The sequence below is a fragment of the Methylacidiphilum sp. Yel genome, assembly GCF_004421185.1.
Lineage (GTDB): Bacteria > Verrucomicrobiota > Verrucomicrobiia > Methylacidiphilales > Methylacidiphilaceae > Methylacidiphilum.
Window position 1 is genome coordinate 48753 of sequence record NZ_LXQB01000010.1, and the last position, 23206, is coordinate 71958.

22 protein-coding genes are annotated in these 23206 nt (G+C 39.4%); 14 read left to right on the forward strand and 8 right to left on the reverse strand.

Going from position 1 to position 23206, the window contains the following annotated elements; genetic code table 11:
* Positions 1 to 22: 22 nt before the first annotated feature.
* Positions 23 to 526: a hypothetical protein gene (locus tag A7Q09_RS01355; protein WP_134389534.1), complete on the reverse strand. Its 504-nt coding sequence runs from the start codon at positions 524 to 526 to the stop codon at positions 23 to 25.
* A complete protein-coding gene (locus tag A7Q09_RS01360) occupies positions 523 to 1158 on the reverse strand; it encodes a hypothetical protein (RefSeq protein WP_244228444.1) in 636 nt (211 codons plus the stop codon). The genes A7Q09_RS01355 and A7Q09_RS01360 overlap by 4 nt, the downstream gene beginning before the upstream one ends.
* Positions 1159 to 1463: 305 nt before the next feature.
* On the opposite strand from A7Q09_RS01360, the gene hisB reads away from it, so the two are divergent.
* Positions 1464 to 2075, forward strand: a complete 612-nt coding sequence (hisB, locus tag A7Q09_RS01365) for an imidazoleglycerol-phosphate dehydratase HisB (RefSeq protein WP_134389535.1) — start codon at positions 1464 to 1466, stop codon at positions 2073 to 2075.
* 28 nt (positions 2076 to 2103) lie between these two features.
* Positions 2104 to 3006, forward strand: coding sequence for a dihydropteroate synthase (locus A7Q09_RS01370; protein ID WP_134389536.1), 903 nt, complete (start codon positions 2104 to 2106; stop codon positions 3004 to 3006).
* A 253-nt stretch (positions 3007 to 3259) separates the two neighbouring features.
* Here the strand turns inward: A7Q09_RS01370 and A7Q09_RS01375 are convergent, their stop codons facing one another.
* Entirely contained in the window at positions 3260 to 4168 is a 909-nt protein-coding gene (locus tag A7Q09_RS01375; protein ID WP_244228445.1) for an FkbM family methyltransferase, read from the reverse strand.
* Positions 4169 to 4909: 741 nt separating this feature from the next.
* On the opposite strand from A7Q09_RS01375, the gene A7Q09_RS01380 reads away from it, so the two are divergent.
* Complete coding sequence (locus tag A7Q09_RS01380; protein WP_134389538.1) at positions 4910 to 5266, forward strand: LysM peptidoglycan-binding domain-containing protein; 357 nt, start codon at positions 4910 to 4912, stop codon at positions 5264 to 5266.
* Between the two features lie 217 nt (positions 5267 to 5483).
* Here A7Q09_RS01380 and gltB read toward each other — a convergent pair whose 3' ends face one another.
* Positions 5484 to 10046, reverse strand: a complete 4563-nt coding sequence (gene gltB, locus A7Q09_RS01385; protein WP_134389539.1) for a glutamate synthase large subunit — start codon at positions 10044 to 10046, stop codon at positions 5484 to 5486.
* A 607-nt stretch (positions 10047 to 10653) separates the two neighbouring features.
* Here gltB and trpA point away from each other — a divergent pair.
* The 7 genes from trpA to hisF all read left to right on the forward strand — a co-directional run bounded on the left by trpA (position 10654) and on the right by hisF (position 15390).
* A complete protein-coding gene (gene trpA / locus A7Q09_RS01390; protein ID WP_134389540.1) occupies positions 10654 to 11466 on the forward strand; it encodes a tryptophan synthase subunit alpha in 813 nt (270 codons plus the stop codon).
* 27 nt (positions 11467 to 11493) lie between these two features.
* The gene (gene ruvX / locus A7Q09_RS01395; RefSeq protein WP_134389541.1) at positions 11494 to 11934 is read left to right on the forward strand and encodes a Holliday junction resolvase RuvX; all 441 of its coding nucleotides are present in this window, start codon (positions 11494 to 11496) and stop codon (positions 11932 to 11934) included.
* Positions 11935 to 11955: 21 nt separating this feature from the next.
* On the forward strand, positions 11956 to 12639 hold the full coding sequence (locus A7Q09_RS01400) for an acyloxyacyl hydrolase (RefSeq protein ID WP_134389542.1): 684 nt from the start codon (positions 11956 to 11958) through the stop codon (positions 12637 to 12639).
* On the forward strand, positions 12636 to 13409 hold the full coding sequence (gene truA / locus A7Q09_RS01405) for a tRNA pseudouridine(38-40) synthase TruA (protein WP_134389543.1): 774 nt from the start codon (positions 12636 to 12638) through the stop codon (positions 13407 to 13409). Before A7Q09_RS01400 ends, truA begins: the two co-directional genes overlap by 4 nt.
* Before the next feature lie 144 nt (positions 13410 to 13553).
* Positions 13554 to 14015, forward strand: a complete 462-nt coding sequence (locus A7Q09_RS01410; RefSeq protein WP_134389544.1) for a hypothetical protein — start codon at positions 13554 to 13556, stop codon at positions 14013 to 14015.
* 61 nt (positions 14016 to 14076) lie between these two features.
* On the forward strand, positions 14077 to 14577 hold the full coding sequence (locus tag A7Q09_RS01415; protein ID WP_134389545.1) for a tRNA (cytidine(34)-2'-O)-methyltransferase: 501 nt from the start codon (positions 14077 to 14079) through the stop codon (positions 14575 to 14577).
* Between the two features lie 39 nt (positions 14578 to 14616).
* Positions 14617 to 15390 (forward strand): imidazole glycerol phosphate synthase subunit HisF, encoded by a 774-nt coding sequence (hisF, locus tag A7Q09_RS01420; RefSeq protein WP_134389546.1) that lies wholly within the window; start codon positions 14617 to 14619, stop codon positions 15388 to 15390.
* On the opposite strand, the gene A7Q09_RS01425 is transcribed toward hisF, so the two are convergent.
* The 3 genes from A7Q09_RS01425 to A7Q09_RS01435 are packed head-to-tail and all read right to left on the reverse strand — an operon-like array spanning position 15358 to position 18048.
* The gene (locus tag A7Q09_RS01425; RefSeq protein WP_134389547.1) at positions 15358 to 16533 is read right to left on the reverse strand and encodes a glycosyltransferase family 87 protein; all 1176 of its coding nucleotides are present in this window, start codon (positions 16531 to 16533) and stop codon (positions 15358 to 15360) included. The two genes, hisF and A7Q09_RS01425, sit on opposite strands and share 33 nt — an antisense overlap.
* Positions 16530 to 17324 carry a polysaccharide deacetylase family protein gene (locus A7Q09_RS01430; RefSeq protein WP_134389548.1) on the reverse strand — a complete coding sequence of 265 codons (795 nt, stop codon included), beginning with the start codon at positions 17322 to 17324 and terminating at the stop codon, positions 16530 to 16532. The genes A7Q09_RS01425 and A7Q09_RS01430 overlap by 4 nt, the downstream gene beginning before the upstream one ends.
* A complete protein-coding gene (locus A7Q09_RS01435) occupies positions 17296 to 18048 on the reverse strand; it encodes a glycosyltransferase (protein ID WP_134389549.1) in 753 nt (250 codons plus the stop codon). The genes A7Q09_RS01430 and A7Q09_RS01435 overlap by 29 nt, the downstream gene beginning before the upstream one ends.
* 125 nt (positions 18049 to 18173) lie before the next feature.
* On the opposite strand from A7Q09_RS01435, the gene A7Q09_RS01440 reads away from it, so the two are divergent.
* From A7Q09_RS01440 to A7Q09_RS01450, 3 genes are all read left to right on the forward strand, one after another.
* Complete coding sequence (locus A7Q09_RS01440) at positions 18174 to 18620, forward strand: thiol-disulfide oxidoreductase DCC family protein (protein ID WP_134389550.1); 447 nt, start codon at positions 18174 to 18176, stop codon at positions 18618 to 18620.
* A gap of 36 nt (positions 18621 to 18656) precedes the next feature.
* Positions 18657 to 19037 (forward strand): dUTPase, encoded by a 381-nt coding sequence (locus A7Q09_RS01445; RefSeq protein ID WP_134389551.1) that lies wholly within the window; start codon positions 18657 to 18659, stop codon positions 19035 to 19037.
* A gap of 89 nt (positions 19038 to 19126) precedes the next feature.
* Positions 19127 to 19771 carry a tRNA (guanosine(46)-N(7))-methyltransferase TrmB gene (locus A7Q09_RS01450; protein ID WP_134389552.1) on the forward strand — a complete coding sequence of 215 codons (645 nt, stop codon included), beginning with the start codon at positions 19127 to 19129 and terminating at the stop codon, positions 19769 to 19771.
* A 38-nt stretch (positions 19772 to 19809) separates the two neighbouring features.
* Here A7Q09_RS01450 and A7Q09_RS01455 read toward each other — a convergent pair whose 3' ends face one another.
* Entirely contained in the window at positions 19810 to 20580 is a 771-nt protein-coding gene (locus tag A7Q09_RS01455; protein ID WP_134389553.1) for an outer membrane beta-barrel protein, read from the reverse strand.
* A gap of 292 nt (positions 20581 to 20872) precedes the next feature.
* Between A7Q09_RS01455 and pheT the strand changes: the two genes are divergently transcribed.
* Positions 20873 to 23200: a phenylalanine--tRNA ligase subunit beta gene (gene pheT / locus A7Q09_RS01460; RefSeq protein ID WP_134389554.1), complete on the forward strand. Its 2328-nt coding sequence runs from the start codon at positions 20873 to 20875 to the stop codon at positions 23198 to 23200.
* Positions 23201 to 23206 lie beyond the last annotated feature (6 nt).

Consider the following 23206-nt stretch of genomic DNA (forward strand, 5'->3'; position numbering starts at 1 on the left):
CCTAAAAACATTCAATCATTTTTTAGTCCTGTATCAACCCCAACTTTTTGTAGGCTGCTTTTTGAATGTCGGTCATTGCTGAAGGAGGGTCGAACCACATTCTTCCCCAATTCCTATCCACAAAAATTGCTTTTTCATGCTCAGCGAAAATCAGAGCAATAGTAAGCTGCTCTGCTTGCGATAAGTTAGGGAGAGGAATCTTATAGGGCAGGTCATTAAGAAATAAAAAACGGCTGCCCGATTGAGTCACTTCAAAAACTAGGACTCCATGGCCTGCTTCGGTGGCCTCATCAATTTCAATAATCCGTTTAGAAGGCTCGGCTTCAACTTTTTTATCGCCTATGAGGTCATAAGAAAGGGTTTCTTTGAATGAAGTTGTGATTTCATTTTGAGCATTTAGAGGAAGACTTTCAAGGAATTTTGCAAGCCTTGGTGTAATATTGGGCAGAAGTAGGGGTGTTTCTTTCCCTGAAAGGGAGTTATGCACAAGAAAGAAAAGAAAAAGAAGAAAAATGACGTTTTTCATGGCCCATTGGAAGTAGATTGAGGAAGTGGTTTGAGAAGACGGAAATAATAAACATTTAACTTGAGATCTTTTTCAAAGTATTCTCTCCATCTTGAAAGAGTCCAATTCTTCAAAAACAAGCAGCTATCGAGAGAATTCGAATAGATAGCAAAATCAGGTCTCTCTGAAATCCTCTCTCCTATAATTCCCACATGACCTTGAACATCTTTGGAAGAGGGAGAAATAATGATGTCTCCAGAAATCAGTTCGGATGGTTTTTTTATCAATATTGCATGAGCTTTAAGCCAATCATATAAGTCAGCTAAATAAGGGATTTTTAGGGGAATTTCCAATGCTTGGCTTAAAATTTTACTAACAGCAGCAGCACTAGAATATATCCCTCCACCTGGGAAACTTCCCGTATCCATTCCGACAGAATTCAAGGTTATTAAATAGATTCTGGAACTCAACGTTTCATTTTTTTTGTTTCCTCTACTAATTTTTAAAGACAAGTCATCGAAGGATGGGGGAAGAGCCTCTCCTTGTAGAGCTGAGATATTGGGATAGCTCCCTCCATTCATAGAAATATAAAAAAGAAACAAAAGGATACTATAAAAGCTTTTCTTTCCCATAGCCACAGGTTTGTAAAACACAATTAAAAAATAAGAAATACAAAAGTTTTTCTTTTTTTCCTAGTTATTTATATTGGAGCCTTAGTGAAAAAGAAGAGTTTTCTTCCTGCCTCCTATGAACGCTTGACTACTTTGCTAGAGTATGATAGCAAAGGTTTTAGGGAGTGAAGTGGCCTTAGGCTTCAGATGGAAGGAAGCCATTGATCTACTCCTAGATAATTTTCTAGAAAATCTCAACATTATGGACCAAGAAATGTTTCTCAAAACAGAGCTAAAATGGCCTTACATTTCTATAAATAGCTTTCCAATAGGTTAATTAACTCGTAATGATTGCTTCAAGAACTGCATTAATTCAAAGGAAAACAAAGGAAACGGACATTTCCATAAAAATGACCCTAGATGGGAAAGGGACAAGCGAAATAAAAACGGGCATTGGGTTTTTTGATCACATGCTTGAACTCTTTGCCTATCATGCTTCCTTTGATTTAATCCTTGAATGTAAAGGGGATCTTGGAGTTGATTTTCATCATACAGTAGAAGATTGTGGCATTGTTCTTGGAGAGGCTCTTAATAAATCTCTGGGTGATAAAAAAGGGATTGCTCGTTATGGATATTGTCTTTTACCTATGGATGAAACTCTAGTCCACTCAGCAATTGATATCAGCGGAAGGCCGTATCTTTGTTTTCGATCCCCTGACCATTTGCCCCTAGTTTTTCTTTCTGCTGGTAATTTTCAAGCACAACTTTTGGAAGAATTTTTAAGGGGCTTTGTTACACATGCTAGACTTTGCCTTCATATCCATATATTGGAAAGTAAAGAGACGCATCATTTAATTGAAGGCACCTTTAAGGCCTTGGCCAGAGCTTTAAAGATGGCTGTTTGTTTAGACCCAGCATGTATTGAGCGTATTCCAAGCACGAAAGGAACTATCGGATAGGGATTAACACGGCTTCAGGGAAAATTTCATGCTGACGTTATCTTATCTCTCAGAATTATATTTATTGTATTCCAACGAGTATTCTAAAGAAGTTCATCGTTTTGAGCTTCGCGGAAGATCTTTTCCTGATCCTCATAAGCCGAATCTTATGGGAGTCATTAATCTGTCCTCAGATTCTTGGTACCGCGAAAGTGTGGCTTTAGATTCAAGTTCGGCAATACGAAAGGCGAACATTCTCCAAGCCTCTGGGGCGGATATAGTCGATATTGGTGCTGAGTCTTCTTTGTCGTATGCTCAAAGGATTGATGATATCCAACAACTTGAACTGCTCCTTCCTATTATTAAAGAGTTATCGACTACTGGCACACTCATTTCTGTAGAGACCTATCATCTTAATGTAGCTAAAGGCTGTTTTAAGGCAGGGGCTGCTATTTTAAATCTTACAAAGGGGGATAATTTAAAAGAATTTTTTAAGGTTGTGGCTGACTACGATGGTGGGGTGATTATTAACTTTGTTCGAGGTGATAATGTTCGCGAGGTACAACCGATTGAGCTTCCCAAAGATCCACTGAGTTTACTTTTCCCTTATTTTGAAAAACGGGTCGAAGAAGCTTTTTCTTGTGGAGTGAGAAAGATATGGTTAGATCCTGGTCTTGGATTTTATTATCCTAATCTCCTCGATGGTCCTACCCGAATCCAAAGGCAAATGGAAATATTTCTTCATACTTTTCGGCTTCGAAAGTTTGGTTGGCCAATTTGCCATGCCTTGCCTCATGCCTTTGAGTGTTTTCAAGATGAAGTAAGGACTGCGGAAGCTTTTTTCGCCATGCTCGCCATTTTAGGCAAAACGGATCTTTTAAGAACCCATGAAATAAGCAAGGTTCTTGGGGTTGTAAAGACGATGCAACTTTTTTCAAGCGAAAATCCATAAGAATCTGTCTTAGATCAGCTGCCTAAGTCTTTTCGAAGTCATTATGTGTGATAGAAAAATAGAAGCCGGTTAAGAGGAATAGGTAGTTGCAGAAAAAGTAAAACTATAATCTTTATCCAATGTTTCACAAACAATAAAGAAAGTTTGGAATGGCATCATAAGTTTCAGGGTACTGGATTTTTTGTCATAGCTTCGAAAGCTTCCTTAGCTATTCACATACCCATTGAAATAGCCTATTAACGAAGCTCGTTCACTATGCCTTACCTTTTAATCGGCTTTGTACAAACTCTATTTCCCTTTGATGGATGGCTATAGGGTTTAAACAATGCTTCCAGGGTTCCTTTTTACATATGAAATTGTTAGACCATGGAGTGTAAAGATAAATATGATAGCCAAAGGTTAAAAGAAACTCTTTAAGATCGTAGGCTGAATATCCATAGTCTTTGGTCAAGTTTGTTATTTCAATTTGAATAGCTGGAGGATTTGCATTTTGAAGCATTTTTGTCAACCCCTGAAGAACAAAAAGCTCAGCTCCTTCGACATCTATTTTCCCGAAAACATAATGAATTCTGTCGTCAAGAAGATCTTCAAGGCGTCTTACTTCGACTGGCATTGAGTCATTTCCCTTGTTTTTTGGATCTAGATGACTATAGGGACCATTTTCAACAAAGAATGTTTTTCCTTCCTTGTTAGCAGCAGCAACTGGATGGACTTCAATGCAATAAAATTTATTTTCTTTTTTATTTCTATTAAGAGATTGAATAAATCGTTCGCAAGGTTCGATGGCAACAACCTTACCTTTTTCTCCAACAAGTTTTGCCATGTATATGCTATAAAGACCTTGATTGGCACCGCAATCGAAAACATAATCTCCTTCTCTTAAATACCGCCTTAGAAACTTCATCTCCCTGTAATCTGTTATTCCAGAAAAAGAAAAGGATAGGGGTATAAAACCCTTTTCAGAGCGGTAAATAAATTTCGATCCGTTATCAAGAAAAAGACTCCATTCTCCTTTAAAAATCTTTTTATAAAAGCTCCAAAGGATAATTTGACAAATTTTAGATCTTAAAAAACAGGAAGATTCTCTGGTATAAGATCCGAGATCTTTTTTGTAAAGAGCTAATTTCCTTTTCCAATAATACCAACGAGTATATCCATCCATCCCACAGCCCATATTTTTCCCGAATAACAGCAAAAATGATATTATTCTTTCTTTGGAAGACTTCTAACTAATTTTTTAATCTAATAAATAACAAATCTCCCCTGATAAAAGATAACACTAAGGCTGTAGTCGCACTTGGTTATTAGTTTTCAATGTATGGGCTATGGACTGATTAGTGACAACAGTTATACTTCCGCTATGAGGTTTTAGGTATGAATGGATTCTCAAACTAGAATCCCAGCACCCAACTCTGAAGGTATCATCCCCTCTCATAGGGGAATTCTCAACTCTTTTGGCATGCGAGCATGGATGAGGGAATGAGGAAGTCTATCAAAATCTTTACCCTGTGCCAAAACAGGTATCATGCGGCAAGATAGGAAAACTAATATTATCCTGGCAAAAGCAAGTTTAATGACCTACCATCTCAAATGCATCCCCTCATTCAAGCGGGTTCAATATAGGTTTTGGGTATTTGAGACTGTGGTATCGGCTCAACTCTATCAGCTTGTATAGCGCACCGATCAGATAATCAGAGGTCCAAATCAATCTTTTGGTCAAAGACTTAGAGTGTTTTTAGAACATAGCAATCTCCAATAGATTCTATCCTGGAGTTAATCCAAATTTCTGATTTGATTGCAGAGTTTTAAACCTTGGTAGTCTCTATGAAATTTTTTTAAAGAAATTGTAAAAAAAACATATTTTTCTACTTTGAAAAAAAGGGCTCTAAGATATCATAAAAGTATGCCACTTTTTTTCATTATCTTTGTTTTGTTTATTTCGGTTGCGCAAGCTACAGAGCTTTCTGATTCCAAAACAAAATCTGTTGACAGTTCTACTAAAAAACCTACCGAAGTGAAGTATGTTGTAAAAAAAGGAGACAGTCTTTGGAAAATTTCGAGAAAGTATAAGGTCACAGTTGAAGCACTGATGGCAATCAACGAATTAAAAGACGATCGCTTAAAACCTGGTCAAGAATTAATCATTCCTCCGAAGGGATATAGGCCACCACCCCCTAAGTATATCAATCCTACCCCATCCCAAGAAGAGAAAAGAGATTCAACAAAAATTCAAACTGTTCCACCTTCTCAAAGTCAATAATTATTTTTTGATCTAGACCAAAAGGAGCATATTTTCTTTTAAACGAACTTTTTGATTAGCTGAATCAGTAACCAGCTGAAGCCCATTGCCTGAATTGGAGGGGATAAATCGGCTTTTAGCTTATCCTCAGGAGAAAAATGGAACCCCTTCCTCGCAATCCTCAAGCACTTAGGCGACTTTTCAGCAGGAGCAATACGAGGTTATGCCCTCGAAATTCTCAAATTTTTGATTCCTGTAATAGGCTCCTTTGAGGTTTTTCCACAGTCTTTGGTTTTCCCATATGAGGTGGTTCCAAGGGAACGACTTTCCAAAATAAAGCTTTTGCTTTTCTCCAGTTCTCAAGAATGTGCTTGGCCTTGGTACTACCAGTTTTTTCGAAATGAAAATAAATAATCTGTTGGAGGTCTTTGGCTTCATCCTCTTCTGAAAATCTTTCCAGTCTTACCATCTGCAGGTTACAATTGTCCGGGAAATTGCCATCTTCGTCGTATACATACGCAATACCACCGGACATTCCTGCTGCAAAATTTTTACCGGTCTTTCCAAGCACGACGACTTTCCCCCTAGTCATATATTCACATCCGTGATCACCTATGCCTTCTATGACTGCAGTTGCTCCACTGTTCCTAACGGCGAATCTTTCGCCAGCTTTTCCGCAACCATAAAATCTTCCGCCTGTTGCCCCGTATAACACTGTATTGCCACAGATTACATTTTCTTCAGGCTTGAACAAGGCGTAATCAGGGGCTTTAAGAACAATTTCCCCACCACTCATTCCTTTGCCAACGTAGTCATTGGCTTCTCCTTCAAGGCAAATGTTAACTCCATTGACCAGGAAGGCGCCAAGACTTTGGCCAGCACATCCTGATAGATTAAGTTGGATAGTGCCTTCGGGAAGACCGTTATCACCGTAAAGATAAGCAATAGTCCCCGAGAGTTGGGTTCCAATGCTTCTATTAACATTTTTAACCTTATGGGTTATAAGAACGGGTTTTCTGCTCCGTATTGCAGATTTAGCTTGTTGAAGAAGCAGTTCATCCAGCGGCCGATCGCCTTGGGGATCATTTCTTTCCCACGTATGATACCGCGGTTCTGTTTCCATTCCCTCGGGTTTCCAGAGCAAAGAACGAAGATCCAAAAGTTGGGATTTGGGGTGATTAGGAAATGATTTTTGTTCAAGAAGCTCTGTTTTTCCTATCACTTCGTTTAATGACCGAGCTCCAAGACTAGCTAATATTTCTCTGACTTCTTGAGCAACCGCATTAAGATAGGCAATAATGCCTTCAGGAGTTCCCTTAAAGCGTGCTCTTAGTTTTGGGTCTTGCGTAGCAATGCCTGTGGGACAAGTATTGAGATGACAATGACGGACATAAACACAACCCATAGCAATAAGGGCCATAGTTCCAAAGTTAAATTCTTCGGCACCCAGGATCGCTGCAATGACAATGTCTCTTCCCGTTCTCAAGCCTCCATCTGTTCTCAAGGTAACTCTACTCCTCAGTCCATTGAGCATGAGAACTTGCTGGGTTTCGGCTACCCCTAATTCCCAAGGGGTTCCAGCATATTTTATAGAAGAAATCGGGGAGGCTCCCGTTCCCCCTTCATTGCCACTGATCAGAATGATGTCAGCATGGGCTTTAGCAACCCCAGCAGCAATTGTTCCAACGCCAGCTTCGGAGACAAGCTTGACACAAATTTTTGCCCGTGGATTTGCTTGTTTTAAGTCATAAATTAACTGAGAGAGGTCTTCGATACTATAAATGTCATGATGAGGAGGAGGGGAGATAAGAGGAACTCCAGGAGTGCTCCTTCTGAGTCTGGCAATTACTTCATCGATTTTGAATCCAGGAATTTGACCTCCTTCCCCGGGCTTTGATCCTTGAGCCATTTTGATTTCTATTTCAGCGGCATTCGATAAATATTCAGCTGTTACTCCAAATCTTCCGGAGGCAACTTGTTTAATCAGACTATTTTTCGAGTCCCCGTTAGGTAAAGGACTATACCTTTCTGGATCTTCACCTCCCTCTCCTGTATTGGATTTGCCTCCAATCCTATTCATAGCAATGGATAGAGTTTCATGAGCTTCAGGGGATAAGGCACCATAAGACATGGCAGCGGTGGTGAATCTTTTCCTGATTTCTTCAATTTGTTCGACCTCTTCCAGTGGAATGGGGGTTTGTTGACGAAAGGTTAAACAGTCTCTTATTGAAATAGGACCGTTTGAGAGGATGATGTTGGAAAACTTTCTATACTCTTCTATTTGTCCTGCTTTTTCTTTTCCTTTTAAGCCAACATAAACATGTAAAGGGTGAATAGCTTGAGGAATCAAAGCATGTTTTTCACCTTCTCTTTTATAACGGTAATACCCCCAATCCATCAGTTTTGGGGCTTGGTCCCTACTAAATCCCAGCTCATGCCTTTGGATAGCTTCTTTGGCTATTTGCCTGTACGTCAGACCGCCTATGCGAGAAGGGGTATTTTCAAAACAATCATTGATGACTTCTTCCCCAATTCCAAGGGCTTCAAAAAGTTGACTCCCGTGATAACTAGAGATCGTTGAAATCCCCATTTTTGACATAATTTTTAGGAGGCCTTTTTCTATGGCCGATTTGTAGTTTTTAGCTATTTCCTCTCTTGTCAAATTGCCAAATGCACCATTTTGATGCAGACTAGAAAAAAGCTCCAGACAAAGGTATGGATTTACTGCTGTTGCCCCATAGCCGATTAGACAAGCAAAATGATGAACATCGCGGCATTCCCCCGTTTCGCATATTATAGAGAGTTTGGTCCGCTTCCCAACCCTAATCAGGTGATGATGAACAGCCCCTACCACAAGCAGCATAGGGAGAGGAGCAAGCTCTTTGGATGGTACTTTGTCTGACAAGATGAGAATGGCTATGCCTTCCTCGGCAGCTTCTTCAGCCTCCATTTTAATTTCCCAAAGCCTAGATAGAAAGGCTTCTTCTGAACCATTGACAGGGAAAAGACATTGGATAGTCCTTGCTTGCAAGGATGGCTCTGGTCTAGACCTTAAGTCTTCAAGCTCTTCATTGAAAAGAAAAGGCGAGCTTAGGCGAATGACTTCATGATCTATAGGGCCTCTAAAAAGCCATTGCGGTAGTCGACCACACCAATTTTCTAAAGACATCACGAGTTTTTCTCGTATAGGATCAATTGGCGGATTGGTTACTTGTGCGAAAAGTTGTCTAAAATACCAATAAAGAATTTTCGGTTTGTCCGAAAGAATTGCTATTGGGGCATCATCTCCCATGGAGCCAACCGCTTCTTCAGCTTTTTGAGCCATCGGTTTTAGAACATATTGAATTTCCTCTTCGTCATATCCAAAACACAAAAGCTTTTTGTTAAGTTCTTCAGGGTCATTGTGGAAAGGATCTGCAAAGAAAATTCTTTTTCCTATTTTGCGTTGAGAGTTTCTTAAGAACAGACTGTAAGGGTATTTAGAGCTAACCTGTTCTTTAATTTCTTTATTCCTAAGAACTTTTTTAGCTTCGAGATCAATGGCGATGATTTCTCCTGGACCAAGTCTTCCTTTTTCAATGACAGTTTTCTCATCGATCTTTCCGATCCCTGCTTCAGATCCAAGGATAAACAAACCATCGGAAGTAATCCTAAAACGGGAGGGACGAAGCCCGTTGCGATCCAGACAAGCACCGACAATTTTTCCATCGCTAAATACCAGAGCTGCGGGGCCATCCCAGGGCTCTGAAAAAAGTTCATGATAAAGATAAAAATTTTTTAACTCTTCTGGAATGTGCTTTTCAGCCTGCCATGCAGCAGGGACAAGCATGAGGATAGCCTCTAAAGTATCCCTTCCGGAAAGAGTGAGGAACTCAAAAACATGATCAAGACTTGCTGAATCACTTGTTCCAGGTGGAATGATTGGTAGCAGGTTTTCAATCTCATTTCCCCAAGGTTCACACATTTCAAGCGTTTTTTCTCTTGCCTTGGTCCATAATCGGTTCCCCTGAATCGTGTTGATTTCCCCATTGTGGGCAAGCATTCGAAACGGCTGGGAAAGAAACCACGAGGGGAAAGTGTTCGTGCTATACCTTTGATGGTAAATAGCGAAGGGAGTTTTGAAAAGAGGATCGTGGAGATCAGTATAGAATTTTTGGAGTTGAGGAGAGACAAAAAGCCCTTTGTATACGATTGTTTTAGAAGAAAAGGAAGGAATATAAAAATCTTTAATATTTTGTTGAGCGATTTTATTTTCAATTTTTTTTCGACATAGAAAAAGGAGCTGTTCAAAAGCCAACGAATCTAGAGAGCGATCTAGAGGTTTTGCCAAGAGAATCTGTTCGATGTGAGGACAGGTTCTTTGTGCTTTGTCGCCAAGAGCATCCATATGGATGGGAACAAGACGCCATCCCAAAATATATAAGCCCTGTTCAAGAACAGTCTCCTCTATAATCTTTTTACAATGGACTTGCGCATATAGATCTTTGGAGGGAAGAAAACAGAAACCAACAGCCAAATCTTCGTTTTTAAAAAGATGGTGCCCTGATTTCTCTATTTCCGGACGCAAAAGATCATAGGGGATCTTGGTCATGACCCCAGCCCCATCTCCTGTTTTCATGTCAGCATCAATAGCTCCTCTGTGAGAAAGGGCACAGACGCATTGAAGAGCGGCATCTAAGATTTGGTAAGTCGAATTCCCATGGATATCCGCTACAAAACCTACTCCACAACTTGACCGCTCCATCTGTTCAATCCAAAGTGGTGGAATCGATTTATTATCTAAAAATTTTGCAAAATGCATGTTGTGTTAATTCTAGGTATCTTTTCGAAAGTGGCAAGATACAGGTTTGTTTTTTTTCTTATATAATTTGATGAATAAAAAATATTCATTAAAAAAGTCCTATCGCCTCCCCATTGAGGCTGACTGAAAGTTGCATTGCGGTTGGCTAAGTAGGTCTGACTCAATGCAGGAAGAAGCAGGAGGGATTTGTGATTGTTTTATAGCAAATAAAAAAAAATCGGTCATTTGCTTTTAAAAAAGGGGATGAGTGGATGAGAAAAATTCTAAGCATTAACGAAGAGTCTACTCACCAAACGGCTATCAACTTTTTGGAAGGGATCCTTTAGCCATGCTTCCACTTGGCATTGCTTTTTTATTCAGGAAAAAACGGGCTTATCAAGCCAAAGGTAAAGCTTTTGAGTTCCAAAGGAGCTGAGTAGTGTAAAGTGCAACGTGGTGGAGGGGGATCAGGCAAGAACTTCTAAGAGAATTGCTTAGAAGGAAAGAGAAAAGCAGCGACTGCTTGGATGCCAGATTTTTTGCTGAATAGATAGCAAGAGCCACCCTATATGTTTGTCTTTTTTTAAGCTAGATTACTGATAAATTTTACTTATAAGGAAAATTCAATATGATAGGCAGAATTGAAAAGACTTTTTTAGAATTACAGAAGGATAGAATCAAAGCTTTTATTCCATTTGTAATGGCTGGAGATCCAACTCCTGAAGTATTCCTTAATATAGTGGAAATTCTTGAGGAAGCTGGGGCAGATATCTTAGAAGTAGGTATCCCCTTTTCAGATCCTTTAGCGGATGGCCCCATAATCCAACAGTCGGCTTTCCGAGCTCTAAAGGGGGGAATGCATATCGATCGGGTTTTTTCTCTTTTGAATATCATCCGAAAGAAATCGAATATTCCAATTGTTCTTTTTTCCTATTTAAACCCAATTTTTCGTTATGGCATAGAACGGTTTGCTGCTCAAGCCTATGATAATGGTGCAGATGGGGTATTGATCGTCGATCTACCCCCGGAAGAATCTCTTGAGGGAATCAATTTTTTGGAAAAAAAATTAGATCGAATTTTGCTTGTTACCCCTGCAACCTCTCCGCTTAGAAAAAAGAGGATAGCGGAAAGAACCAGGGGATTTCTTTATTGCGTTTCGCGTAACGGCATCACTGGCTTACAAAAAGAACTTTCTAAGGAAGCTTATGAATTGGTAAAATCCATGGAAACTTTAAGCAAAGTGCCACTTTGTGTTGGTTTTGGAGTCTCGACTCCGCATCAGGCAAAAACAGTAGCATCCTATGCCGATGGAGTGGTCGTGGGTAGCGCGTTAGTTGATGAATTAGCTCGGATCGTGGAAGGCAAAAGTACCTTAGAGAAATTTAAGGAGTTTGCTTTTTCGCTTGCAAAAAGTATTCATCAAGAGCAAAAAGATAATTAATCATTGTGAAAGGAAAAAGTAGAAACAATGTCTATTTTGTCCTTAGATTATGGAACGAAGCATATTGGATTAGCCATCAGTGATGAGACATTGTCCATTGCTGTTCCTCTGGATCCATTGCAGGCTGAACCATTTGGAAAGTTTATTGGAAAGCTTAAAGAAACGATAAGGCAGTTTGAAGTTAGCCTTATTATTGTCGGTTTACCAAGAAACATGGATGGTTCCTATGGGATTGCGGCAGAAAAGGTCAAACAGTTTGTCTTTAAACTTAGGCAATGGATTCAAATCCCTGTGGAATTTCAAGACGAGAGACTGAGCACGAAGCTTGCAGATAGACTATTGACTGAAAGAGGCTGCCACGGAAAAGAAAAGAAAAGAAGGATTGACAGTTGTGCGGCTGCAGTTGTACTACAATCCTACTTGGATGGGCTGCTTTTAAAAGAAAAAAAAGCAAGAAGTGTTGTTTAACATTTTGATAAGAGAAAACAGATGCGCTTTTTATGTTCTTTTCTACTAGGCTTGGCTATTTTATTGCCTATGCTTTTGAAGGCTAATCCTGGAGGAGCTAACTATTCAGAAGGAAGTGGGCAGAAAGTAGAAAATGTTTCTTTGAAGACAGAAGAAATTCCAGAAGTGGCTCTTTTCAAAGAAGGTGCTAACGAAATTATGTTTATGGCTGGAGGCCTTTTTTCTACAGGTTCTGGTAATGGAAGATATACTTTTAATGAAATTCCCACCTTAACCTATTGGGGGTGGATGTTGACTACTCCGGACAAAGGGGGCATTTTGCGCGGGAATCTCGAATTGCTTGTTGGCCTTTATGCTAGCGCCATAGAAAAAGGCTTTGGCAGTACTGTTATAGGTCCTCAAATTATGGTTAGGTACAATTTTGTACAGCCTGATAGTCGTTTTATCCCTTTTATTGAAGGAGGCTTAGGATTCGTTTATAACGATGCCTATACGGTCAAGACTCAATCAATGGTTGGACAGGTAATAGAATTTACCCCACAATTGGGTGCTGGTTGCAGATACATGCTTGATACGCATTGGTCTTTTAATTTTGAGCTTCTTTTTCATCATATGTCTAATGCGGACATGGCAAGCAGAAATATTGGGGTTAATGAGTTGGGCGGAATGATCGGATTTTCTTATCTCTTGGGTCGGCCACATTGAATCTTCCTTTAGTCGGTTATAAGTTAATTCTTTCTTATTGCGGTACTGGCTTTCGGGGCTGGCAAAAGCAAGGCCAATTACCTACAGTCCAGCGCTTTCTTGAAGAAGCTGTAGCTAAAATATGGGAAACAAACATTCATGTTGAGGGAGCTAGCAGGACGGATGCTGGCGTTCATGCCAAGGGGCAGGTCGCTTCTTTTATCGCTCCCAGAAAACATGAGGCAGAGGTAGTACAACGAGCATTGAATTATTATTTACCTGATACAATTAGGGTTTTACATGTTCGAGTTGTCTCTAAAGAGTTTCATGCCCGTTTTCATGCCATTTCCAAAACATATCAATATTGGATATGGAATGATCCAGTGATGGATCCTTTTTATCTCTGGCGAGCCTGGCATATTCCAAGGCAGCTGGACATAAAAGGGATGAATGAAGCTACAAGGCTTTTTGTAGGCAAAAAAGATTTTGCTTCTTTTGTTAGCTACCCTGGTTTTGTCTTGAAAGATACAACAAAGACTGTTTTCGACTGTGGCTTTACCGTCCAAGGGCAATTGTGCCTTTTTACGATCAAAGCCGATGGGTTTCTTTATAGAATGGTCAGAAATATTGTAGGAGCGTTAGTGAAAATAGGATTAGGTCGATTGGATCTTGAAAAGTTAAAAGTGATTTTTGAAAGCAAAAATAGGAAGCTTTCTCCTGCCTCTGCCCCTCCATGGGGCTTGTATCTCATGAAAGTCGATTATCCTCCGGATATGGAGATAAATCATTAAAATAATTTATTAGTCTATTAGTTTATTTAGAATAATTATAATAATTTTAATGTATAATAATATCTAAATATATTTTTATTTGACATAATATAAGATAATATCAATATTCAATGTATTAAAATAATAAATGAAAGGAGGATTTATATGCCTGAACCTTTAATAGTTCAGAATAGGGAGCATACTTTAAAAAAAGGAGGGATTGATATTGTTCCTCTACTCCGTCTTTTTGCTTTAGTGTATTGCTGGATAGCTGTACCTGCGCTTTTGGCTTATTTTTATGAAATGACAGCTAGAGCCGGGGCAGATCATCTTTTCATATTCCAGAGAATTGTGCAGAGGAACTTCTATTTGTTGATAGCTGATGGCAGTTTGATTGCCCTCGCTCTGCTTTTGCTTATGAGGACGAAAGAATCTGATCAGACCACTTCAAGCCAAAGCCTCCTTCCCTTTTGGGGTACCCTTTGGATTGGGTATATTGTTGCAAGGCTATCCACTCCGGGGCATATCCCAATGAACCTGTGGATGGGAATATATGCACTCTTTTTAGCCCTAATTGTAGTTGCTTTCAATGAACTTTTCTGTAAAGGAATAAAGAAAAAAATATAATGAGTTTGTATTCCCCGCACCATTTGCTAGGTGCGGGGAATCGTTAGCTTTTTATTTCAGTATGGAAGGTGATGGATTTGGTTTTGGAATAGTGCTTGTTGCTCCTCAAATTCCTCAAAATACGGGCAACATTGCAAGAATATGTGCTGCCACAAATTCTGAACTGCATCTTATCGAGCCTCTCGGTTTTTCTTTGGACAATGTGGCAATGAAAAGGGCAGGGTTAGATTATTGGAAAGCGGTTAAAATATTTCTATGGAAGGGGTGGGATTTCTTTTTAGAAAAACAAAGGGAACGGAGATTGTTTTTTTTTGAAACGGGTACTTATCCTCCTTATTTTACAGCTTCTTTTCAACCTCATGACATTTTTGTCTTCGGACGAGAAACAAGGGGCCTTTCCCGAAGGATTCTTTCTTTGAGTCCTCAGTCCATTTTTTCGATACCTATTCTTAACCCTTCAGTGCGTAGCCTCAATTTAGCTAATTGCGTCTCAATCATCCTTTACGAAGCCATAAGGCAAAACTTGCTTCGAAAGAAAATCTCTGCTTTGTGCAAGGAATAGATAGACAAAAGGCTTTGTTTTCAACATTATTTTCCCTGTATGCTTGCAAAAAGAATTATTCCCTGTCTGGATGTTCATGCGGGGAGAGTCACGCGTGGGAAAAAATTTGGAAGAGCCGAATTGGGAGAACTGACCGATGTAGGAGACCCGACCCTTTTGGCTTTGAAATATAACGAAGAGGGGGCTGATGAGATCGTCTTTTATGATATAACCGCTAGTCATGAAGGCAGAGGGGTGTTACTGAACGTTCTAGAATCAGTAGCCCGTCGCTGCTTCATCCCCATCACTGCTGGCGGTGGGATTCGAACCCTAGAAGATATAAGGCAAGTTTTACTTTCTGGAGCCGACAAGGTCAGTTTGAATACCGCAGCCTTGGAAAATCCCTCACTCATTGCAGATGGAGCGAAGAAATTTGGTTCTCAATGTATTGTTTTATCTATCGATGCCAAACGGAAACAAACTAATATATGGAAAGTATTTAGTCATGGCGGCAGAAAAGAAACGCCTTGGGAAGTTGGCTCATGGGCTATGAAGGGGGTGGAAATGGGGGCTGGAGAAATAGTTATAAATAGCATTGATGCTGATGGAATGAAGGAGGGCTACGATCTAGATTTAATTAGGAGCTTATCACATACAGTTTCGGTTCCAGTAGTAGCCAGCGGAGGGGCAGGGAAAATGGAGGATTTTGCACTAGCCCTGGAAATTGGCCAAGCAGATGCTGTCCTAGCTGCAGGCGTATTCCATCGTGGTGAAATCCATATAGCCGAGTTAAAAAAATACTTAAAGGAGAGAGGATTGGCTATTCGGATTTGATTCGAGGGTAGGTTTTGATTGTTCTTTATCTTTAAAGAGTTGCCAGCTTAAAAGGATCTGAGAAAAAAGACAAATCAGCGGTTTAAGCCAGAGTCCAATCTCTACCCATCTTTTCCCAAAAGCTTCTATGCCTAGGAAAGGTTGCAAAGCTAGCAAGAAGAGTCCAATTGTTTTTTGTTTTTCAACAAATAAAAAGTAGAGGCAGAAGAAACTCAGTGCGAGTCCAAGAAAGACATAGGAATTCAGTTCTGTGCGAGGATTGCAGAGGAGTAAATAAGCGGTAGAAAAAGAATAAAGAAGCATAGAAAAAAACAACGGACTTTTACTCCATCTTTTAAGCCTAAAAGCTAAAAGAATTATCCCTATGGCTGCTAAGCTGCGGATCAGCAGAGAAAGGACAAAAGGAAGTTCCCCATGTACGAGATGGAAGAGTCCTTGAATATCTGCAAAGTTTGCTACGTTTGGTTGGGAAACCGTTGTCATCCGCTTCATAAAAAGCAGGTACTGTTCTATAATGTAAAGTGGATGATCTAAGCAAAAGAAAAAGGGGAAGAGAACAAAGAGCAGGAAGAGCCAAAAAGCAGTTTTTTTGAAAGAAGGATAAAAAATGGTCGCATAAACAAAAGGAAACAGCGCGATGGGTTTGAGGATCAAGCTTAGGAAGAAAAAAAAGGCTGCTTTTAGCCAATTTTTTTCCCCACAGGCCAAAAATGAAAGCACTAAGGAGCCACTAAGAGCTAGATTAGTTTGTCCATTTCGGATTGATGCTAGTGCACTGAACAAGATAAGTAGGGAAAAATAGAAAAAGATCTTATCCTGATGGAGCGGGAAAAAAGAGGTTGTGAGTTTTCGGACTGCCCCAACAAATATCAAAAGGGAGAATATTCTCCATAATATTTCTCTTGGAATTGGGGGCAGAAGGGCAAAGGGAGTAAAAAAAAGGGCAAAATGAGGAAAATAGAGAAACCCATGAATTCCACTAGATTCGTAAAGAGGGACTTTTTGTAAAAACCTTGTAGAGGCTTGAACATAAGCCAGAGTAACGGTTCGACTTTGTGGATTATGGAATATAAGAAGGCTGAGGGAAAGAAGTAAGACTGACCAAAGGATAATGTTGGCAAAGGCCAAATAAGAACTTTTCATAACTGTTCTACAGGCCTTTCTTTCTGAAGAACATCATTTAGAGTACAAAACTTTACCTCTAAAGATTGCAGCCAAGAAATGTATGCCTCGAGTCTTTGTAAAAGAACCAGGCCATCGATCGCTTTTGCTATTCTAGGAATGGGATATTGCTGGATATTGGCAAATTCCCATGGGTGAAAAAAAATATTGAGATAGCCTTTTTCCTGTAATGTCCAGAGGGAAAAGGTTTTGAATAAGGATAAAGGGATATTTTTAAAGGAGAGCCAACAAAGAGGAATACGAAACAAGGGAGTAGTCGAAATTGGTATTTGAACAAGGCCCTGCTCGCAAAAAATTTTTCTTGGGAATGATAAATAATTGTATCTACCAGGTAGCCAGGTAGGATTGATCGATGAGTTGTATTTATACCCAGAACAAATAAGTGATTGGTAATTTACAGCTCTGAATCTAGGACTTCGATATCCAAGAATTTGAACTGAGCAGATATCTTCTAGGATTTTCTTTGAAAGGTGAAGTTCTTCATCTTTCCCGATAGGATTGTGGCTTAATCCATGCGATGCGATTTCGTGTCCAAACGCTAGAATAGTTTTAATAAGTTCGGTTTTTTTTAAAGCAAAAGATGCCGTTGTAAAAAAAGTGACTTTTATCCCTTTTTTTTGGAGTAACTCCAAGAGAGTCTCTGCGCCTTCATTGGACACCTGAATCTGTTCTTTTTCTTTTAAGTAATGCCCGTACTCGCAAGGAATATCAAATTCTTCGAGATCAAAGTTCAAATAGATTTTGCCGATCATATTCCCCTTTGTTTGCAAAATATTTGATTTGCACCAACTCCTTTAACATCCGAAGGGAATCACCAAAAAGTTTGATTTTCGAATGCTTATAAGAGTGTGTGGCAGAGACTTTAACAGGAATTTCTTCAACTTTATATCCTAATTTTCTTGCAAGAAAAATCAGTTCCACATCAAAAGAAAAACCTTCAATTCTTTGCAATTTAAATAACTTTTCAGCTACAGTTCTCCGAAAGGCTTTCAGACCGGCTTGTGTATCCGAATAAGGCAGGTCAAGTATGAAACCAACCAGTTTGTTAAAACAGTAGCCAAGAAATTTTCTTCTTAAACTCCGTTCCAAACAAAAACCCTTTTTTTCCGATACTCTGCTGCCAATGGCAATATCACAACTTTGTAGTTTTTCTTCAAACAAAGGCAGGTAATCTAAAGGATAAGCTAAATCCCCATCTAGAAAACAGAAATTGTCTCCATGGGTGTGCCGGAAGCCTTCTTTTATAGCATAGCCTTTGCCTTTGTTGGTCTTGTAATCGATAAGTTGCACATGAGCAGAGGCAAATTCTTTTAAAACGGCTTTCAACAAATTTCCAGTGTTATCTGTAGAGCCATCATTAACAAAAATAAATTCGTATCGAGGATGTTGCATAGAAAACTGGCAGATAGATCGAGAGACTTCTTGAATGATTTTTTCTTCGTTATAGACCGGAAGAACAACACTGAATATGGTCATGGAAATCTAATTGCAATTAAAAAAAAGAAAATGGAAGTTCTTTGTTTCGATAATTTTTTGCTTTGCTAGTTCTCATACCATTTCGCCCCCCTTTCCTTTGAATCTTCACTAGGATATTATAAATTGTGGATTTTAATGCTTTTATCTCTGAAAAAAAAGACAAACAAATTATCTTTTTTGATGGAATATGTGTTTTATGCAATTCTTTTGTATCCTTTGTGTTAAGAAAAGATAAAAAACATTCTTTTTTGTTTGCCCCAAGACAAGGAAAATTGTTTGAAAAATTCCAATGGCTCATGAGTCCTGAGGCGAAAATAGCCGATTCTATAGTTCTCTGTCGTTATAACGCGAAGAAACATACATGGGAATTTTTCATTGAATCGCAAGCTGTTGTGGAGATTCTAAAAAGCCTTACTGGGTTTTATTTGTTAGGACTTCTGCTTTCTTTTTTCCCCACTTCGTTTTTAAATAAACTCTATAGACTAATTGCTAAAAATCGATACAAGCTCTTTGGGAAAGAAAAAAATTGCCGTTTTCTGAATCAAGAAGAAAGGAAATACTTTTTTGATTGATCCTTTCCTACTCACTTTGCCACAATAATAACAAAAATGCAAAGTCTAGACAAATTAGACCAAATATTTGAACTACAAAAAAAACTGAATCTAAAAATAGGGGTTGATCCTACGACTATGGATCAGGAAACTCGAATACAGTGGCTTTTGAATTATACTCGAGCCATTGGGCAGGAGCTGGCCGAACTGGTCGACAGTATTCCATGGAAATGGTGGGCGAAATATCAAAAATTTGACCTACAGAATGCCCGCGTTGAGGTCATCGATCTGTTGCACTTTCTTGTTTCCACAGCCCAACTTTTAGGGATGAGTCCAGAAGATCTTTTCGAAGCCTATCACAAAAAACATATGGTCAATATAAAAAGGATCGACGAAGGGTATCATGTTAAAGATGAAAACGATTGCAAGCATATTTGATTTTTCATCTTTAATATGAGTCAGCATGTTTTATAACCTTTTTAATTTTTCTTTTGTAGGGTTAATTTCTTAAGAAAAGAAGGAAAAGAATGGGAGAGGGGGGTTGCGACAGTCTGGAGAGGATGGACAGCATCCCTCCATTAGATTATTGGATTTTTTCTACGCCCCATGCTGAGGGGGCAATGGACCTTTCCAGTATCTTTGGTGCCAACGGCTCTTTGATGCTGGATTTAGGGGCTGGAGAAGGGTCTTTTATTATTGATTATGCAATGAAAAATCCCCAAGCCTGTCTTTTTGCCATAGAAAAAAAAATTAGCAGGGTACGAAAAATAGCTTCAAAAGCTAGACGTTTAAATTTAAAAAACCTTAGGGTTGTTCATTGTTGCTGGGAACAATTTTTATTAAGGCATTGTATGCCTTCTTCAGTCGACGAAATACATATTCTTTTCCCTGATCCTTGGCCAAAGAGAAGGCACCATAAACGAAGATCCATCAAAGCTCCCGTTGTTCAAGCAATAGCCGATGTGCTTAAACCCAATGGGATATGCCGACTACTAACTGATAACAGAGAATATTTTCTTTGGAGTGAAAAACTTTTTCTTCTTTCAGGATATTTTGAAGAAAAACCACTATCATTGCCTTCCGAATATCCTGAAAGCCTATTCCAAAAAAGGTTTAAAGAAAGGGGCATTATTTGTTATCAGGCGGTGTGGAGAAAAAAGACAACATTGTAGATGCCCCTTTCAGCTTCAGTTAATTATTCTTTCTGTAATCAGAAAGCATAGCCAATGGCTAAGAGTCCTAATGGAATCATTGCATGGCCAATAGTAACCTGAGTGGCTCCAAGATTATATCCTGAAAGGGTATCCGTCCAAATCCATTCAAATTGAGCGGCTGCCAACCAGTGTGCAGTGATGAAATAGCGCACACCGGCTAGGGGTTGAAAGGCAAAAGCCCAATTTGTCCCAATATTGGCATTGGCTACTTCAGCGTTGACAACAACAGCTCCCACTCCAAAACCAATATAAGGTTCAAAATTGCCAATATGATAACCCACAGTGCCATTAACCATTAGGGCACCAATGTTTAGGGCAGTATTCATATTAGGCAGGCTCAGATAATGTCCAGTGCCTATGAAAGCGCCTTCAGCATCCACTGTCCATGCAAGATGGGTTTCAGTATCAAGCCAATGATAACCACCAAGTACTCCAAGAACAGTGCTAAAGTTGGTGTTGACAGTAATGGGTCCGCCGGGATTGGTAAAGCCATCATTAGCGCCTACAAAAGCAGTTCCGGCTCCTCCGGCAATATACCAGGCTCCAACGATTCGCTTCGATTCAGCACCAGCTTTTTCCATTGCCTTTTTATTTTCCAAGTATTTTGAACTATGATCTTTATCTACCGCTATTTCATCTCCTTCCGCTAGGGTCGATGCATTGTCTTCGGCTTTCAGATGCAAAGCAGAAAAACCAAATCCAATGCTTAAGCAAAGGAGCGCACATCGTAAGATTTTCAAAGCCCAAAGCTTTATATTTTTTTTCATTTTCCCTCCTCTTAGGATTCTATTAATTATTTTAATTATTTTTTAAAATAAATTATAAATAAACTTGTAGGTTTTATCTCTTAATCTTAAAAAAAAATCAAAACAAAATTATCGAAATTTTAATCTAGGCATTCTGACTAATTTTTCTTTAGTTTAATGCATGGCTTTAAACAAAACGAACGCCAATAGCCAGTAATGCTTTTAGTAAATCTGTAATCAAGTAGATCAAGTAGAAAATGGGGAAAGGATTTAGAGGGAAAAAAATTGGTATAGGTTTTAGGATAATAGAACAATGAAAATATCTCTTAATTGGCTTAAAGATTATATTGAATTGGAAAAGCCTTTGGCTCTGATAGTCGAAAAATTGACATTAGGGGGAGTGGAAGTTGAGGAAGTTAATGAGATAGGAATTGAAGATGAAAAGATAGTAGTAGGCGAAATAGTGAGCTGGAGGCCGCATCCCAACGCCGATAAACTAAGGGTGTGTGAGGTCTTTACTGGCTTAGATAAGCTCAGTATTGTATGTGGCGCTAAAAATTTTGATGTAGGAGATCGAGTCGTCTTAGCTTTACCTGGGGCTGTTTTGCCTAGAGGTCTGCAGATTGGAGTAAAAAAAATACGTGGCGAAACTTCTTACGGGATGCTCTGCTCTGAAAAGGAACTAGGATTATCGGGGGAATCTGAAGGGATAATGATTTTATCAAAAGAAGTTCCATTAGGTAGTAGCCTTAGCTCTTTCTTTCCAAAAGACACGATTCTTGATTTGGAGATCACTCCGAATCGGTCCGATCTGCTCTGTTATATTGGGATTGCCAGAGAGCTTGCAGCTCTTGGTGTGGGGAAACTAAAATCTTCAAGGGCTTTTCAGCTAGCATCCATTGGAGAAGGGTTAATGAGTCGTTATGGAAAAGTGACGATAGAGAATAAGAAGAAATGTCTTTTGTATTCAGGATGCTGGATTGAGAACATAAGGGTTGGACCTTCTCCTACTTGGCTTGCTTCTAGGCTTAAAGCGAGTGGTTTTAAGCCAATCAATGCGGTTGTTGATATTACGAATTATGTTCTTCTTGAAACTGGACAGCCTCTTCATGCTTTCGATGCCGAACGGTTTGGTTCCCAGAACATTATTGTAAGAGATGGCCAGAAAGGTGAGCTTTTTGTTGGATTAGATGGGAAAGAATATGTTTTGGATGAAAGAGATTTGGTTATTGCAAGCCCCCATCAGGTAGAAGCTCTTGCAGGAGTAATCGGAGGAAAGGCTTCGGCAGTCAGCAGCTCTACTACATCGATTCTCCTAGAATCGGCTTGGTTTGAGCCCTTTACAATTCAACAGACATCCAATAGGCTGGGGATAGTGACCGAAGCCTCTTATCGATTTGCAAGAAGGGTAGATCCGCAAGGGGTAATTCCTGGGAGAATCAGGGCTGTGGAGCTATTGGAAAAAGTCCTTGGGGCGAAATTGGTTGGAGGTGTCATAGAGGGAAAAATTGAGGCAAGCAAAAATAGCATCAGGCTTAGAAAACAAAAGCTTGAGGAGTTTACTGCTTTGTCTTGGTCACAAACAGAAATAGAAGAAAAACTCAAGTCTTTGGGATTACTCTTAAAGCATCAAACAGAGAAGGAATCTTATTGGGAAGCTCCTTCTTTCAGATCCGATTTGGAAATAGAAGAGGATCTTATTGAAGAGCTGGTACGGTTGCGTGGTCTTTCTGATATTCCCTCGCGGATTTCTTTTGGGTTGGCTTCACCATCAGCTACAGAAAAGGAATGGGATAAGGTCTTTGAGCTTAAACAAGTGCTGGCATCGAAAGGATATCAGGAATGCATGACCATCCCCTTGGTGGTGGATGAAAAGAAGGAGGAGGAGGATAGAATTTCCCTATCCAATCCGGCAAGCAATTATCATGTAGTCCTCAGAAAATCTTTTTTGAGGTCTTTGGTTGAGGTAGCCAATACGAATTGGAGGCGAGGCAATAAGGAAATAAGGATATTTGAAATCGGCACTCTTTTTTTTAACAATAAGGGGAAGGTGTGTGAAGAGCAAAGGTTAGGCATTCTTGTCGGAGGAGAAACCAATCAACTGGAAACTCGTATGCTACAGTGGTCAATGAAACAACGAAAAATAGATTTTTATGATTTGAAGCAGCTGATGGATTTTCTAGAACAAAAAAAGGGTTTTTTGGAGGAAGATCGTAAAGAGTTGTTTTTAGTTCGTTCAGAGGACTTAGAAGGATTAGCAGTCGATTTTCCCTGTTATTATGTTGAATATAGCATCGAACGATGGAAAAGGGAAAGTGAGCAACTCCCCACCTATAAACCGCTTCCAACTCAACCATCCATTCGAAGGGACATAGCATTGATTGTGGACAAGGAATTAAAGCATAAAGAAATCTTAACAGAGATTCGAAACCAAGAAGTTCCTTTTCTTGAATCAGTAGAGCTTTTTGATCTTTTTGAAGATCTAGAGGGGATTCGAATTCCTAAAGAGAAAAAGTCCTTGGCTTATGCTTTAACTTTTCGAGCCAAAGATCGCACTTTGACAGATGAAGAAGTCAACGCTATTGTAATAAAACTAAAGGAAGGGTTACGGAAAAAACTTTCTTGTAGTTTTAGAGAATAAGGGAGG